14 protein-coding genes are annotated in these 14539 nt (G+C 70.3%); 7 read left to right on the forward strand and 7 right to left on the reverse strand.

The genetic code is table 11. The annotated features are described in order from the left end of the window. Positions 1 to 246 precede the first annotated feature (246 nt). The 3 genes from ELQ90_RS02165 to ELQ90_RS02175 are packed head-to-tail and all read right to left on the reverse strand — an operon-like array spanning position 247 to position 4933. Positions 247 to 1218, reverse strand: a complete 972-nt coding sequence (locus ELQ90_RS02165) for an NAD-dependent epimerase/dehydratase family protein (protein ID WP_128493614.1) — start codon at positions 1216 to 1218, stop codon at positions 247 to 249. Then, positions 1215 to 3917, reverse strand: coding sequence for an alpha/beta fold hydrolase (locus tag ELQ90_RS02170; RefSeq protein ID WP_243695958.1), 2703 nt, complete (start codon positions 3915 to 3917; stop codon positions 1215 to 1217). The genes ELQ90_RS02165 and ELQ90_RS02170 overlap by 4 nt, the downstream gene beginning before the upstream one ends. After that, on the reverse strand, positions 3911 to 4933 hold the full coding sequence (locus tag ELQ90_RS02175) for a 3-oxoacyl-ACP synthase III (RefSeq protein WP_128493615.1): 1023 nt from the start codon (positions 4931 to 4933) through the stop codon (positions 3911 to 3913). The genes ELQ90_RS02170 and ELQ90_RS02175 overlap by 7 nt, the downstream gene beginning before the upstream one ends. Before the next feature lie 181 nt (positions 4934 to 5114). Between ELQ90_RS02175 and ELQ90_RS02180 the strand changes: the two genes are divergently transcribed. Further along, entirely contained in the window at positions 5115 to 5678 is a 564-nt protein-coding gene (locus tag ELQ90_RS02180; protein WP_128493616.1) for a GNAT family N-acetyltransferase, read from the forward strand. Positions 5679 to 5687: 9 nt separating this feature from the next. Further along, positions 5688 to 6335: a histidine phosphatase family protein gene (locus ELQ90_RS02185; protein WP_128493617.1), complete on the forward strand. Its 648-nt coding sequence runs from the start codon at positions 5688 to 5690 to the stop codon at positions 6333 to 6335. Between the two features lie 10 nt (positions 6336 to 6345). On the opposite strand, the gene ELQ90_RS02190 is transcribed toward ELQ90_RS02185, so the two are convergent. Beyond that, positions 6346 to 6939, reverse strand: coding sequence for an LURP-one-related family protein (locus ELQ90_RS02190; RefSeq protein ID WP_128493618.1), 594 nt, complete (start codon positions 6937 to 6939; stop codon positions 6346 to 6348). Positions 6940 to 7047: 108 nt separating this feature from the next. After that, positions 7048 to 7905, reverse strand: a complete 858-nt coding sequence (locus tag ELQ90_RS02195) for an amidohydrolase family protein (protein WP_128493619.1) — start codon at positions 7903 to 7905, stop codon at positions 7048 to 7050. Between the two features lie 132 nt (positions 7906 to 8037). On the opposite strand from ELQ90_RS02195, the gene ELQ90_RS02200 reads away from it, so the two are divergent. Further along, positions 8038 to 8442: a hypothetical protein gene (locus ELQ90_RS02200; RefSeq protein ID WP_128493620.1), complete on the forward strand. Its 405-nt coding sequence runs from the start codon at positions 8038 to 8040 to the stop codon at positions 8440 to 8442. 78 nt (positions 8443 to 8520) lie between these two features. On the opposite strand, the gene ELQ90_RS02205 is transcribed toward ELQ90_RS02200, so the two are convergent. Continuing rightward, positions 8521 to 9228 (reverse strand): hypothetical protein, encoded by a 708-nt coding sequence (locus ELQ90_RS02205; RefSeq protein WP_128493621.1) that lies wholly within the window; start codon positions 9226 to 9228, stop codon positions 8521 to 8523. 220 nt (positions 9229 to 9448) lie between these two features. Between ELQ90_RS02205 and ELQ90_RS02210 the strand changes: the two genes are divergently transcribed. The 4 genes from ELQ90_RS02210 to ELQ90_RS02225 all read left to right on the forward strand — a co-directional run bounded on the left by ELQ90_RS02210 (position 9449) and on the right by ELQ90_RS02225 (position 14094). After that, positions 9449 to 10399, forward strand: a complete 951-nt coding sequence (locus ELQ90_RS02210) for an aldo/keto reductase (protein ID WP_128493622.1) — start codon at positions 9449 to 9451, stop codon at positions 10397 to 10399. 133 nt (positions 10400 to 10532) lie between these two features. Then, positions 10533 to 12329, forward strand: a complete 1797-nt coding sequence (locus tag ELQ90_RS02215) for a circularly permuted type 2 ATP-grasp protein (RefSeq protein WP_128493623.1) — start codon at positions 10533 to 10535, stop codon at positions 12327 to 12329. Further along, complete coding sequence (locus tag ELQ90_RS02220) at positions 12323 to 13252, forward strand: alpha-E domain-containing protein (RefSeq protein WP_128493624.1); 930 nt, start codon at positions 12323 to 12325, stop codon at positions 13250 to 13252. Before ELQ90_RS02215 ends, ELQ90_RS02220 begins: the two co-directional genes overlap by 7 nt. Further along, positions 13249 to 14094, forward strand: a complete 846-nt coding sequence (locus ELQ90_RS02225) for a transglutaminase family protein (protein ID WP_128493625.1) — start codon at positions 13249 to 13251, stop codon at positions 14092 to 14094. The genes ELQ90_RS02220 and ELQ90_RS02225 overlap by 4 nt, the downstream gene beginning before the upstream one ends. Before the next feature lie 35 nt (positions 14095 to 14129). Here ELQ90_RS02225 and ELQ90_RS02230 read toward each other — a convergent pair whose 3' ends face one another. Beyond that, on the reverse strand, positions 14130 to 14537 hold the full coding sequence (locus tag ELQ90_RS02230; protein WP_128493626.1) for a winged helix-turn-helix transcriptional regulator: 408 nt from the start codon (positions 14535 to 14537) through the stop codon (positions 14130 to 14132). Positions 14538 to 14539: the final 2 nt, after the last annotated feature.

Below are 14539 nucleotides of genomic sequence, written 5' to 3' on the forward strand. Positions count from 1 at the left end.
AGAGACGGTGGCACCTCACCGAGGTACACCCCCGCACATCGGCGGGAACCCGGCGGTGCTAGCGGTCGCGTGGGTTGAAGCGACGCGGCGGGAGAACCGTCGCGACGAGGGACCGCATCGACTCGAGTGACCCCGTGACGGATCCCAGCGCTCGTGCCTGAACGAGGGTGTTCCCGATCGTCGTCGCCTCACCCCACCCGGTCGTCGGGGACGGACGTGGCGCGTGCGGAGGAGGGGAGGGGTCCGTCAGGCCTCGCGGTAGTGGGCCGCGAGGCGACGGAGGCCCTCGTCGAGGGAGACGGTCGGGGTCCAGTCGAGATCGCGGCGCGTGGCGCGTTGGTCGAACCAATGCGCCGTCGACAGTTGCTCGGCGAGGAATCGCGTCATCGGTGGCTCGTCGGAACCCGGCCGGATCGCCCACACCCGCTCGATCGCGGAGCCCGCGGCGCGAGCGAGACCGGCCGGCACGCTCCACCGCGGCGGAGTCACGCCCGCAGCCAGGCAGATGCCGGCGAGCAGGTCGCCGACCGGACGGGGTTCGCCGTTCGTGATGACGTAGGCGTTGCCGTGAGCGGTGTCCGCACGGTGGAGGGCCGCGACGATCCCCGTGGCGGCGTTGTCGACGTAGGTGGAATCGATGAGGGCCGTTCCGCCGTCGAGAAGCGGCAGGCGGCCGCGTCGCGCCCGATCGACGATGCGCTCGACGAGTTGCGTGTCACCCGGTCCCCACACGAGGTGGGGGCGCACAGCTACGACGTGCAGGGACGCCGAGTCGCGAGCGAGCGCGAGCAACTCGCCCTCGGCCTTCGTTCGCGCGTAATCGCCGTGCGCGTTCTCCGGGTCGGCGGGCTCCGCGCCCACGCCGGACAGTGCCGAGCCCGCGTGCGCCACGGACGGGGAGGAGACCTGCACGAAGCGGGTCGCTCCCGCGCGTTCCGCGGCATCGATGAGCAGGCGCGTCCCTCCCACGTTCACGGTATGGAACTCCCGCGGATCGCCCGCGAGCGAGACCTTCGCGGCGAGGTGGACCACACCGTCGACGCCGTCGACCGCTCGCGCGACGAGCGAGACATCGGTGACGGAACCGAGGACGTCCGTGACGCCGTGGACACCGGAGGGGCGTCGCTGCAGTGTCCGGACCTGGTGCCCCGCCGCGACGAGCTCCGCGGCGACCGCTCGGCCGAGGAAGCCAGACGCGCCCGTCACGAGGACGATCACGGGGCGCTCGTCTTCCCGCCCGCGAGCGTCGACTCGGCCCACGTCGACACGCGGGAGCGATCGATCTTCGAGTTGTGCCGGATGTCCGTCGGCAGCTGCGGCACAGCGAGCACGGCCACGAGCGGCAGCGCCGTGCTCGCCCGTACAGCGGCTGTGAGCTCCGGAGTCGCGAGCCCCGGCCGGGAGGTCGGCGGCACCGTCTCGACGACCGCGACGGCCTGCCGCAATCCGTGCGGGCCCACACCGACGACGGCCGCGCGGCGGACGCCCTCGACGCCTTCGACGTCCTGCTCGGCGCCGACGGGCGCGACGGGCCCGTCCGCCGTCACGATGACGTGCGGCAGTCGACCCTCCACCCACACGCGACCGTCGGCGTCGAGGTGCCCGACGTCGCCCGTGCGGTGCCAACGCTCCCCGGCGGCGGCGCCACGGTTCCCCGAGGGGGTGCCGTTCTCCGCGGCGCGGTCCGTGAGCCACAACCGGTCGTAGTGGTCCTTCAGGTGAGGAGCGGAGACGACGAGCTCGCCGAGCACTCCCGCCTCGTCGCTCGGTGCGGCGGTCGGCCGACCGTCCGCGTCGAGAGCCGCCACGAGCACGCGATTCGAGCCGATGGGCGTACCGACGCACACGCCGCGATCGGGTGCAGCGGCCGCCGCGCGGACCCCGTCGAGCGTCACGTCCGTCACGAGGAGGCACTCCGTCATCCCGTACGGCGTGTGGGGCGTCGCGTTCGGCATGAGCGCGGCGGCGGACGCGAGCAGCTGCTCGCCGATGGGAGCGCCCGTCGACAGGAAGGTCCGCACGTGTGTGAGCGCCGCGCGATCCGTCGTCGTGAGGGCGTCGGCCGTCGCGACGACGTTGAGGATCGCCGCAGGGGAGAGGAAGACGATGCGGGCGTCGGATTCGCGGACGGCTGCGGCCACGGCGCTCGCGGTGAGCGTGCGCGGCGCGGACACGTCCATGTTCGGCGTGACCGATCGCGTGCCGAGGGCTGGACCGAGGAGCGCGAAGGGCGCGAATCCCGTCACGAGTCCCGTCTCCGACGTCACGTCGAAGTGCGCGGCGAGCACGTCGCGGAGCGCCGACAACTGACCGTGCCGATAGACGACGCCCTTCGCCGGTCCCGTCGACCCCGAGGTGAAGAGGATCGCGGCCTCGTCGCCGGGACCGGGCGGTGCGGGCACGGGGGCGCCGGTGCCGAGTTCGATGACGTCCGCGAGGCTGCACTCGACACCGAGGGCCACTGCAGCGACGCGCGGGAGTCGAGCGGTCGAGATCCGCAGCCCCGGCCACCCGAGGGTGCGGGCGGCGGTCAGCCCGAGCGCCTCGCCGATGACGACGTCCGGCCACGCCCCGCGGACGGCACGCGTCAGTCCCTTCACGCCGAGGCCGGCGTCGGCCACCACGACGACGGCGCCGATGCGCAAGCAGGCGTAGACGACGGCGGTGAGCGTCGGCCCCGGCTGGACGAGCAGCGACACGCGCTGTCCCTTCCGGACGCCCATGCGGTGGAGGCCGGCGGCGAGTTTGCGCACGCGGTCGTCCAGCTGCCGCCAGCTGACCCGTCGGGGTTCGCTCTTCCCGCGCGGCGCCATGTCGACGACGGCGACGGAGTCGTCCTCGCGTCGTTCGTCCAGTCCGCGCCACAGGGGCACGAAGGGCGGTCCGTCGGGGGAACCTGTCGAGGTCCGTCGTGCCGACGCGGCCGCCCGGGGGGACGACGGGTCGAGCCCCGAGAGTCGCTCGCCGTTGTCCTCGAGCCAGGTGAGCACGGCGTCCGCGTACGGGCGGTCCTCCGCCACGAGGTGACTCGCGCCCTCGAAGCGGTGCACGTCGGCCTGCGGGAGCCGATCGGCGAGGTCGTCGAGGTAGCGGTCGCTGAAGATCGGGTCGTTCGGCCCCCACAGCATGAGTGCCGGGACGTCGAGGCGGGCCACTGCGCCGGCGATGCGGTCGAGCTCGCCGAAGCTCTCGTGCCGTGCATCGACGGGGATGTCCGCGACGAAGCCGCCGATCGCCCGTCTCCGCTCGGCCGTGCGATACGGAGCGCGGTAGGCGTCCGCGACGTCGCGATCCAACGACGGGGTCGCGAGGGCGAGCGTCGTGTCGAGGAACGCCGTCGTGCCGACGGTCGACGCCGCGAGCACGCCGCGCGCTCCCGCGAGCCGCAACGGTGCGGGGATCGGCACGCCCTCCGGGTGGTGGATCGCGGTGTTGAGGAGCATGACCCCCGCGAGCGATGCGGCGTGATCGACGGCCCACCCGAGGGAGACGACTCCGCCCCAGTCGTGGCCGAGGGTCACGACAGGACCGTCGAGCGCGAGCGCCTCGGTGAACGCCGCGAGGTCCGAGACCCGCTGGTGCAGAGGGCGGTGCACGCCGGTGCGCTCGGAGAAGCCCATGTCGAGCTGGTCGACGGCGACCACGCGCCACGCGGGGCGGCCCGATTCGGCTGCGCGGAGCGACTCGGAAGCGACGCCGCGCCACAGGTACGACCACGTCGGGTTGCCGTGCACGGCGAGGATCGTGCCGGCCGTCGCGATGCCCCGGCTGGCGAGCTCGTCGCCGGTGTCGAGGTGGTGCCACTCGCGAGACAGGCCCGCGTCGACGCCCCGGCCGGGGACGCGCAGGATCCTGCTGAATCGCGGATCGAGTCCGGGCAGGCCGGACGGGGGAAGCGAAGCTCCCTCCGTCACCACGCGAGCTCCATCATCGCCGTGTTGAGGCCCGAGCCGACACCCATGAGGAGGACGCGGTCGCCCTTCTTGAGCGACTTCTGCTCCTCGGCGAGGGTGATGGGGATGGACGCGGGGCCGACGTTGCCGAGGTGGGGGAAGGTCGTCGGCACGCGGTCCTTGTCGAGCTTCGCGGCCTTGACGATCGCGTTCGTGTGGACGGACGAGACCTGGTGGGTGATGTAGCGGTCCATCTTCGACCAGTCCCACTCCGACGACGCTTCCTTCCACGCGGACACGACGAGGTCGAGTCCGCCCTTGAGCAGCGCCTTCGCGTCGGTGAACATGCCGTCGACGCTCCCGACGCACAGCTCGTGGAACTGGGTGGCCGCGCGCGTGACGCCGCCGAGGATGCGGTGCCCGCCGGGGTGCTCGTCCGCACGGCCGAGAACGGCGGCGGCGGATCCCGAACCGAGCGTGAGGGAGGCGAACTCGCTCATGAAGCCCTCGCGATCGACGTCCTCGCGGAGCAGGCGGTCGATCGTGTTGGTCTGGATCTCGTCGGCGTCCTCGCCGTTCACGACGATCGCGTAGCGAATCTGGCCCGACTCGATCATGCTCGCCGCGAGGCTCATGCCGTTCACGAATCCGAGACACGCGTTGGCGACGTCGAAGTTGATCGCGGAGCTGGGAAGCCCGAGGCCGTGGTGGAGTCGGACGGCGACGGACGGCTCCAGGTGCTTGCGCGTGACGGAGGTGTTGATGAGGAGGCCGACCTCGGATGGGTCGACGCCCGCTTCGGCGAGGGCCCGCTTGCCGGCCGCCACGGTCGCGTCGTCCGAGTCCTCTCCGGGCGCCCAGTTGCGTCGTTCGAGGACGCCGGCGACGCGTCGGAGCAGACCGCTCCGGAGCTTCAAGCGCTTGAGGGCGGACGAGAGGCGGTCCTCGATGTCGTCCGACGTGGTCACTCGAGTGGGCAGTGTGCTCGCCACCGACAACAGGGATACGTTGTCGAAGCGGGTCGTCGCATTTCCGGTCACGAATCCTCCGTCGCACGAGCCGTCACTCGCTCGTTTCAGCAAGGACTCATTTTATCCCCGTGAATATGAACCCCCGGCCATGTCGGGTCTCGGTACCGCTCGCCGCCCGGACATGCTAGGGCGCCGCTCCGTTCCGTGAGCTCGTCGAAGGGCGAGTGGTGACTGCGGATACCGTTGTGGGGTGGAACTCAGAACGGCGACGGATGCGGACGTCGACGCGATCGTGGCGCTCGTCGGTCGCGCGTATCGCGGCACGGGCGGCGACCCGGGGTGGACGACGGAGGCCCACCTCTTCGAGGGCCCGCGCACGAACGCCCACGACGTCAGCACGATCCTGACCTCGCCCCGCGACACCCTGCTCGTCGCCGACGACGGCGGCGCGATCGTCGCGTGCTGCACCGTGACGGACCTCGGCGGTCGTGCCTACTTCGGGATGTTCGCGGTCTCGCCGGACGCCCAAGGGTCCGGACTCGGAAAGACCGTGCTCGCGGAGGCGGAGCACATGGCCCGCGACCGACTCGGGGCGGTGGAGATGACCATGACCGTCATCACGACGCGTGACGAACTGCTCTCCTGGTACGAGCGGCGCGGCTACCGGCGCACGGGACAGATCACGCCGCTCGCCGAGGAGTACACGGTCCACGTGCGCCCCGGAGTCACGATCGAGCTCGAGACGCTCACGAAACCGCTCCCGGCGACGCCCTCGGCCGACCACGATCCGGAATCCTCCAGCGCGCTCGGATAACGTGGGCGCATGAGGCTCCTGCTGATCCGCCACGGCGAAACCCCGGACAACGTCGTCGGCGCGCTCGGCACGGTGATCCCCGGTCCCGGTCTCACCCCGCTGGGAGAGCGACAGGCCGCCGCCATCCCCGCGGCTCTCGAGCGCGAGAGCATCGACGCGATCTACGTCTCGCGCATGATCCGCACGCACCGGACGGCGGCGCCCCTCGCCGCTGCGCTCGGAATCGAGACGATCGAACTCGACGGGGTGCACGAGATCAGCGCCGGTCACCTCGAAGGTCGCAGTGACATGGAAGCGGTCTACGCCTACATGGGCACGCTGCTCTCATGGTGGAGCGACCCGGAGGCGCGCATCGGCGAGAGCGGCACGGAGTTCTTCGACCGCTACGACGCCGACGTCGCCCGCATCGCGGCCGAGCACGACGGCACGGTCGCGCTCTTCAGCCATGGCGCCGCGATCCGCGCATGGAGCGCGCGCGCCGCGTGGAACCTCGACGAGGGGAACACGCGCACGCGCGGTCTCGCGAACACCGGCATGGTGGCTCTCGAGGGTTCGCCGGACGACGGCTGGGAGGCTGTGTCGTGGCACGAGGACCCCCTCGGCGGCACGCGTCTCGAGGACGAAGCCGCGGCGGACCCCACGGGCGAGGAGTTCTAGGCCGCCGGCCTCAGCGCTGGAGGAGCGCGTCGAGGCCCACGGCCATCGCCGCGGCGAGCCGGAAGTCGACCCGCGGGTCGGGCACGTCGACCGTGTAGCGATCGCGCAGGGAGAACTGCCGCTCGCTCGACATGACGACCTGACCCGACTGCTTGTCGGTGAAGTCGAAGTGGAATGAGAACGGCAAATCGACGAAGCGGCGGATGATCGCGATCGCCGCGTTGCGCTCCTGCCCGTACGCCTCGAACCCAGGGCCCGACAAGTGGAAGCTCGACCGCAGCAGGCTCGCCTTGAAGTCCTTCTGGAACGAGCCGATGGGTGTTCCGGCGGCATCGACGACGTCGTACATCGCGGCGAAGTCCATCGCCTGGCGTGCGCGGAACGAGAAGACCGGCTGCGTGCGCGCCTCGTCGGCGAAGAACGTGACCTGCTCCTTGAACGCGAGTCGCTTCTGCTGCGCCATCGCGATCACGGCGCCTTCGCTCCCGTCGGGATTCGCCGCGCGGATCTCGTAGCGGTTGACCATCGCCGTGATGCGCTGCTTCACGAAGAAGCGGGCCAGGTGCTGCGTGTTCTGCGGGGTGGTGGGGAACGCGTCGGTCATGGGGTCCTCTCGATCCGGGCTGCCCGTCCGAGCGTACGGGTGCACCGGCGGAGACGTCGATGGGCACCGGTCCCCGGCAGCGGAGGCCCGAAGCTCGCGAACCGCCCGTCAGGACGCGGGCGGCCGGATGCCGTACACGCGGTCGGCCGTGCCGGCGAGGAGGGACGCGCGTTCCTCCCCGGACATCGCAGCCGACCATTCCAGCACCGCGTCGAGCCAGCGGTCGTAGCCGGTGTGGCCGCTCGAGGCGGGCCAATCGCTGCCGAAGAGCAGGCGGTCGGGGCCGAACGCGTCAAGGACCGTGTCGAGGTACGGGCGCACGGTGTCGAGCGACCAGTCTGCGGTGCCCGTCTGCGGCGGCAGCCCCGAGACCTTGCAGGCGACGTTCGGGCGTCGCGCCAGGTCGGACACGCTCGCCCGCCATGATTCGGACGAAGCGGCGGCGATGTCGGGCTTGCCGAGGTGGTCGAGGACGATCGCGAGGTCGGGAGCGGCGTCCGCGAGAGCGGACACGTCGTCGAGCTGGTCCTCGGTGACGCACGCGTCGAACACGATCGATCGGGCGGCGAGCGCTCGAACGCCGGCGATGAAGGAGTCGGACCCCGAGAAGCCGCGCGGTTCGGACTGCAGGAGCCGCCGGACACCGATCACGAGCGGCCGCTCGGCGAGCGCGTCGAGATGGGCCGCGACCGCGTCGCCCTGCTCGAGAGGCGCGAACGCGACGATGCCGACGACCGGTCCCTCGGCCGCGATCGACGACACCCAGTCGACCTCGGCCACGGCCTGCTCCGAGAGGCAGTCCGCCTGGACGAACACGAAGCCGTCGACGTGGACCGCGCCTCCCGCGCGCTCGGCCGCGAGTTCGGAGAACGTCATCGGGCGGTCGAGGTCGGGCACCTCCCGCAACCACGGGTAATCGAGGCGATGGGTGTCCCACACGTGCAGGTGGGCGTCGACGATCCTCATGCGCTCATGCTCCGTTCCCGCCGCTCCCTCGCGACGATCGCCATCGTAGCGGGGGCGCTGTCATCGGCAGCCCGTCCCGTCTGAGGCCGAGCACATGACGGCGCGGGCGGCAGCGGTCCTCACGTGCGCGTCGTGGCCGATCGCCCCGCCGAGCAGTCGTACGTCGACGAGTCGGCCCGCGACCCGGGCCGTGTTCTCAACGGTTTCGGCCCCCTCGGTCACGTCCCCAGGCTGCGTCGCTACCATCGGAGGATCGACCCGGAGGAGGTTCCCATGCCGAACATCGATCCCGTCCGCATCGCGGCTCTCGACGCCGCCGTCGCCCGCTGGGCGAAGAACGGGTGGACCGTGTCCTCCGTCTCCGGCGCGACGGCCGTGCTCCAGCGCAAGAAGCGCATCGGCTGGTTCTGGAACCTCCTGCTGACGATCGTCACGGGCGGCCTCTGGCTCGTCGTCGTGATCATCCGCGTCGTGAACCGCAAGATCGAGACGATCGTGCTCACCGTCGACGAGTACGCGCGCGTCCACACGTCCTAGCCCGCGAGACGCGGAACGGCGGATGCGCGCGCACATCCGCCGTCCCGGTCGCCGCATCGCGGTGGGTCGTGCTCGAGGTCAGGCGATCGTGCCCGTGCCCTCGGCCTCCACGCGATCGTCGTGGAGCAGCTCGCCCTCAGCGTCCACCGGCGTGACCGAGACGTCGAAGCTGATGGGCGATCCGGCCTGGTACGGGAAGTTCTCGCCGTAGGAGAAGGACTCGTCCGTGCCGAGGGTGTACACGGAGGGGTCGACGTACGAGCCGTCGGCCAGACCCGAGTCGTTCACGCCCTGCTCCATGAACAGCTCATCGTCGACGACCGAGTCCATGCCCTGCATGTAGGGCCAGTCGTCGTAGCGGGCATCGATCGAGACGAGGCTCGAGCCGAGATCGACGGGCTCGCCGGTGTTCGTGACCACGTAGTTGACGAACACGATCTCGTCGCCCTCGGCGATGATCGGCTCGTTCGTGTCGGGATCGACGAACTGACCGGTCTTCGTGGCCGTCGTGGTGCCGACCTGGAACACCTCGACCGTGATGCCGTCGAGGTCGATCGTGGAGATGAGCTCGCCGCCCTCCGTGACGGGGTTCGCCCACGCGGGCTGACTGGTGGCGGTCGGAGCCTCGGCCTCCTCCGTCTCCTCGACCTCGGTCGGCTCCGACTCTCCGGACTGCTCCGTATCGGTCGGCGCCTCCTCGGTGGCGCTCGAGCAAGCGACGAGTCCGAGGAGTCCGATTCCGGTGATGGCGGCAGCGGTGAGGGTGCGGGAACGGCGGTCACGCATGAGGTCTCTTTTCGTATGACGGTGATCGGTGTCGTGTCGGATCGTCTCGACCGTATCGGCCGCCGATGTGCCGGGGCGATGGGCAGAAGTCCCCACGGCGTCGCGCTTTATCTCCCGGTGAGAGGACTATTCGGAGGCGGCGCCACCGCATCAAACGTGCTGGCCTCCTCGTCGCACGTTCAAGGAATACGAGCGGGCGGCGCGTAGGTTGGACCCCATCATGACGACTCCTGACACCCACCTCGTGCCCATCGGCCGCTCCGACCTCCAGGTCTTCCCGGTCGCCCTCGGCGGCAACGTCTTCGGATGGACCGCCGATCGCGACGCCTCGTTCCAGATCCTCGATGCCTTCACCGATGGCGGGGGCAACCTCGTCGACACGGCTGACGGGTACTCGGCGTGGGTGCCGGGCAACTCGGGCGGCGACTCCGAGACGATCATCGGGGAGTGGATCGCCCGCACGGGTCGCCGCGACGACCTCGTGATCGCGACGAAGGTCAGCACGCACCCGGAGTTCTCGGGCCTCGCGCCCGCCAACATCCGCGCGGCGGCCGACGCGTCGCTCGCGCGTCTCGGCACGGACGTCATCGACGTCTATTACGCCCATTTCGACGACGAGAGCGTGCCCCTCGAGGAGACGGTCGCGGCGTTCTCCGGACTCGTCGACGCGGGCAAGATCCGCACGTTCGCGGTCTCGAACTACTCGGCGGAGCGCATCGACGAGTGGATGGCGGTGACGGAGGAGAACGGCTTCCACAAGCTTGTGGCCCTCCAGCCGCACTACAACCTCGTCGAGCGCGGGTTCGAGGGTGCACTGCGCGAACGCGCGGAGCGTTACGAGCTGGGGGTGTTCCCTTACTTCGCGCTCGCGAAGGGTTTCCTCACGGGCAAGTACCGCGGGGGAGCGTCGGTCGACAGCCCGCGCGCGGGCGGAGCCTCCGAGTACCTGAACGCGCGGGGAGACGCGGTCATCGACGCGCTCGACGCCGTCGCCGCTTCTCACGAGGTGAGCCTCGCGACCGTCGCGCTCGCGTGGCTCCGTCACCAGCCCACGGTGGTCGCGCCGATTGCGAGCGCGAGCCGCCTCGGTCAGTTGCCCGACCTGCTCGCCTCCGCGACGGTCGCCCTCACCCCCGAGGAGTTCGCCTCCCTCGACGCCTCCTCCTCCTGACCCCCTCCCTCACCCCCCTGAAAATCCCTTCTGTGCACGCGATTCCGTGCACGAAAGGGATTTTCAGGGGGGGTGAGGTGGGGGAGCGGGCGACGAAACATGGGCGCAACACGGCCCGCTGTAGGCTCGGCCCATGGGAGACCTCTTCGACGGGTACGGTGCGACTCTGGCTCCGCGGAAGACAGTCTCCGGGGTCCCGCCCTGGGACGAGATGTTCGAGCACGTCGACTCTCCCGCGGGCGCCGCCGAGGCGAGGGCCGGCTACCGAGACATCTACAACTCGCTCGCCGCGATGACGCAGGAGGAGCTCAGAGGCCGCACCGACGCGCTCGCGAGTTCGTACCTCGCTCAGGGCGTGACGTTCGACTTCGCCGGTGAGGAGCGTCCCTTCCCGCTCGACGCCGTGCCGCGCGTGATCGAGCAGGGCGAGTGGACGGGCGTCGAGGCTGGGATCAAGCAGCGCGTCCGCGCGCTCGAGGGGTTCCTCTCCGACGTGTACGGCCGCCAGAACGCCGTGCGCGACGGCATCATCCCCGCGAGCCTCATCTCCTCGTCGCAGCACTTCCACCGCCAGGCTGCGGGCATCACGAGCGCCAACGGTGTGCGGATCCACGTCTCCGGCATCGACCTCATCCGGGACGAGCACGGGGAACTGCGTGTCCTCGAGGACAACGTCCGTGTCCCGAGCGGGGTGAGCTACGTGATCTCGAACCGCCGGGTCATGGCGCAGACCCTCCCGGAGCTCTTCGTCTCGATGAAGGTGCGTCCCGTCGGCGACTACCCGAACAAGCTCCTCCAGGCGCTCCGCGCGAGTGCGCCGAACGGCGTCGAGGACCCCAACGTCGTCGTGCTCACCCCCGGCGTCTACAACTCGGCGTACTTCGAGCACACCCTGCTCGCCCGCCTGATGGGCGTGGAGCTCGTGGAGGGGCGCGACCTGTTCTGCGCGAGCGGCAAGGTGTTCATGCGCACGACGAGCGGTCCCCAGCGCGTCGACGTCATCTACCGCCGTGTCGACGACGAGTTCCTCGACCCGCTGCAGTTCCGTGCCGACTCGATGCTCGGCTCCCCCGGGCTCATGCTCGCGGCGCGCCTCGGCAACGTCACGATCGCGAACGCCGTCGGCAACGGCGTCGCCGACGACAAGCTCGTGTACACCTATGTCCCCGACCTCGTCCGCTACTACCTCGGCGAGGAGCCGATCCTCAAGAACGTCGACACGTGGCGTCTCGAGGATCCGGGTGCGCTCGAGGAGGTCCTCGACCGGCTCGACGAGCTCGTCGTGAAGCCCGTCGACGGTTCGGGCGGTAAAGGGCTCGTGGTCGGGCCGGACGCCTCGCCGAAGGAGCTCGACGAGCTCCGGAACCGCTTGCGAGCGGATCCCCGCGGCTGGATCGCGCAGCCCGTCGTGATGCTCTCGACGATCCCGACGCTCGTCGAGGACGGCATGCGGCCGCGGCACGCCGACCTCCGCCCGTTCGCGGTCAACGACGGCGAGGACGTCTGGGTGCTCCCCGGCGGCCTCACGCGTGTCGCCCTCCCCGAGGGGCAGCTCGTCGTCAACTCGAGTCAGGGCGGCGGATCGAAGGACACGTGGATCGTCGGTGCCGCCGAGCAGCGCGGCATCCCCGAGGACTCCCCGCACGACATCCAGGGTCTCGTCGCCGACCAGGCGACCGTGACCCAGGCCATCCCGATCATCTACGCCGACCAGCCGGAGCCTGCGCACTCCCCCTACGACCGGCCGACGCGCGCGGATCAGGCGGAGCAGCAGCAACAGGGAACCGCGACCGACGGGGCGCAGCAGCACTCGCCGTACGACGGGCCCGGCGGCCAGCAGTCGGAGCAGCAACAGCAATCACGGCTGGATCGCCCGAGCGTCCCGACCGGCTCGAACGGACCGGCCGAGAAGCGGAGCGACGCATGCTGAGCCGGATCGCCGAGAGCCTCTTCTGGATCGGCCGCTACATCGAGCGCAGCGACGGCACGGCCCGCATCCTCGACGTCCACCTGCAATTGCTCCTCGAGGACCCGTGGATCGACGAGAACTCCGCGTGCCACTCGCTCTTGAGCGTCATGGGCAGCGATCACGACGTCGACGTCCCCCTCACGCGCGAGGACGTGCTCCGGCGGCTCGCCGTCGATCGCACGCACCCGTCCTCGATCGCCTACTCCATCACCGCGGCGCGCGAGAACGCGCGACGGGCGCGTGAGATCGTGTCGAGCGAACTGTGGGAGTGCCTCAACACGACGCGCACGAGCATGCCGCGACGCGTCGACCCCGACCAGGTCCACTCGTTCTTCCGCTGGGTGCGTGAGCGGTCGGCGCTCGCGGTGGGAATCGTCGACTCGGCGACGAGCAGGGACGATGCGTGGCGGTTCTTCACCCTCGGACGGAGCATCGAACGCGCGGACATGACGGCCAGGCTGCTCGCGACGCGTTCTCTCACGGAGGCGTCAGGTCCGTCGTGGACGACGATCCTCCGCTCGTGCGGTGCCTACGAGGCCTATCTCCGCACGTACCGCGGCGTGCCGAGCGCGCGGAACGCCGCCGAATTCCTCCTGCTCGACCGGCTCTTCCCCCGCTCGATCATCTTCTCGATCGTGCAGGCGCTCGAATGCGTGCGCGATCTCGAGCCGCGACTCGACCGTGTGGGAGTCTCCGGGCAGTCGCAGCGCTTGCTCGGTCAGATCCGCAGCGAGCTCGAGTACACGCCGATCACGCAGATCCTCGACGACCTGCCGGGCCACATGGACAACGTGCAGCGGGCCACGCTCGAGACGTCGGAGGCCGTGCGGCAGCGCTTCTTCCCGACGCAGACGGAGCCGAGCTGGATCGGGGAGAACGCATGAAGCGGCTACGGATCGTGCACCGAACGGGTTTCACATACGAGGGTCACGTGCAGACGTCCTACAACGAGGCGCGCATGCTGCCCTCGACGACCGACGGTCAGTTCGTGCTCGAGGCGGGCATCGAGATCTCCCCGGGCGCGAGCCAGAACATGTACACCGACTACTTCGGCACGAAGGTGACGGCGTTCGAGGTGCTCTCGAAGCACACCGAGCTGTCACTCACCGCGAGCAGCCTCGTCGAGGTCCGGCCGCGACCGCATCACGAGAGCGCCATCACGTGGGAGCAGCTCGACCAGCTCGTGCGCCGCAGCGTCGAGACGGTCGAGCAGAGCGAGCAGACCCACCGCACCCGTCCGCCGGAGGACCTCGCCGCCCTGGCGCGCGAGGTGCGGTCGCGGCATGAGACGCCGTACGGTGCCGCCCTCGAGATCGCCGAGACGATCGGTCGCGAGGTCCAATACGTGCAGGGCGTGACGGGTGTTCAGACCACGGCGGCGGACGCGTGGGAGAAGAAGCACGGCGTCTGTCAGGACATCACGCACATCACACTCGGCGCGCTGCGCTCCGTCGGGATCCCGGCGCGCTACGTTTCCGGGTATCTGCACCCTCGGCCCGATGCCCCGGTCGGGGAGACGGTGACCGGCGAATCGCACGCGTGGGTCGAGTGGTTCTCCGGCACGTGGCACGGTTACGATCCCACGAACCTCATCGAGATCGGCGACCGGCACGTCCTGGTCGGTCGCGGCCGCGACTATCGGGACGTCGCGCCGTTGCGCGGCGTGTACGCCGGCCCCTTCACGTCCTCCCTCTTCGTCCGCGTCGAGATCACCCGCGAGTCCTGACCCCCGACCTCTCAGGGGGTCAGGGGGTCAGGGGGTCAGGGGGTGGGGAGGATGCGGGACGTGTTGTCGGCGATCCAGGAGACGAGGGGGAGGAGCTGCGAGGCGAGCTCCTCACCGAGCGGCGTGAGGCTGTAGTCGACCCGCGGCGGGATGGTCGGCTGCGCCTCGCGCAGGACGAAGCCGTCGGACTCGAGCAGCTTGAGCGTCTGCGCGAGCATCTTCTCGCTGATGCCCTCGACGCCGCGACGCAACTCTCCCCAGCGGAGTGACCGTTCCGCGAGCGCGACGATCACGAGCACTCCCCACTTGCTCGTCACGTGGTCGAGCACCACGCGCGTGGGGCACGCGACGGGGAAGACGCCGTCCGTCGTGCCCGGGCCGGACAGGAGGGAGCCGAGAGTGGCAGGCTCGGCCAGGCCGTCGGGACGTATGAATCTCTCCATCA

Origin of the sequence: Labedella phragmitis, assembly GCF_004078635.1 — a bacterium.
Lineage (GTDB): Bacteria > Actinomycetota > Actinomycetes > Actinomycetales > Microbacteriaceae > Labedella > Labedella phragmitis.

Excerpts from the sequence above, each read along its gene's own strand:
- ELQ90_RS02220 (WP_128493624.1), top strand. The coding sequence starts at position 12,323 with ATGCTGAGCCGGATCGCCGAGAGCCTCTTCTGGATCGGCCGCTACATC.
- ELQ90_RS02215 (WP_128493623.1), top strand. The coding sequence starts at position 10,533 with ATGGGAGACCTCTTCGACGGGTACGGTGCGACTCTGGCTCCGCGGAAG.
- ELQ90_RS02230 (WP_128493626.1), bottom strand. The coding sequence starts at position 14,537 with ATGGAGAGATTCATACGTCCCGACGGCCTGGCCGAGCCTGCCACTCTC.
- ELQ90_RS02190 (WP_128493618.1), bottom strand. The coding sequence starts at position 6,939 with ATGACCGACGCGTTCCCCACCACCCCGCAGAACACGCAGCACCTGGCC.
- ELQ90_RS02195 (WP_128493619.1), bottom strand. The coding sequence starts at position 7,905 with ATGAGGATCGTCGACGCCCACCTGCACGTGTGGGACACCCATCGCCTC.
- ELQ90_RS02225 (WP_128493625.1), top strand. The coding sequence starts at position 13,249 with ATGAAGCGGCTACGGATCGTGCACCGAACGGGTTTCACATACGAGGGT.
- ELQ90_RS02210 (WP_128493622.1), top strand. The coding sequence starts at position 9,449 with ATGACGACTCCTGACACCCACCTCGTGCCCATCGGCCGCTCCGACCTC.
- ELQ90_RS02205 (WP_128493621.1), bottom strand. The coding sequence starts at position 9,228 with ATGCGTGACCGCCGTTCCCGCACCCTCACCGCTGCCGCCATCACCGGA.
- ELQ90_RS02185 (WP_128493617.1), top strand. The coding sequence starts at position 5,688 with ATGAGGCTCCTGCTGATCCGCCACGGCGAAACCCCGGACAACGTCGTC.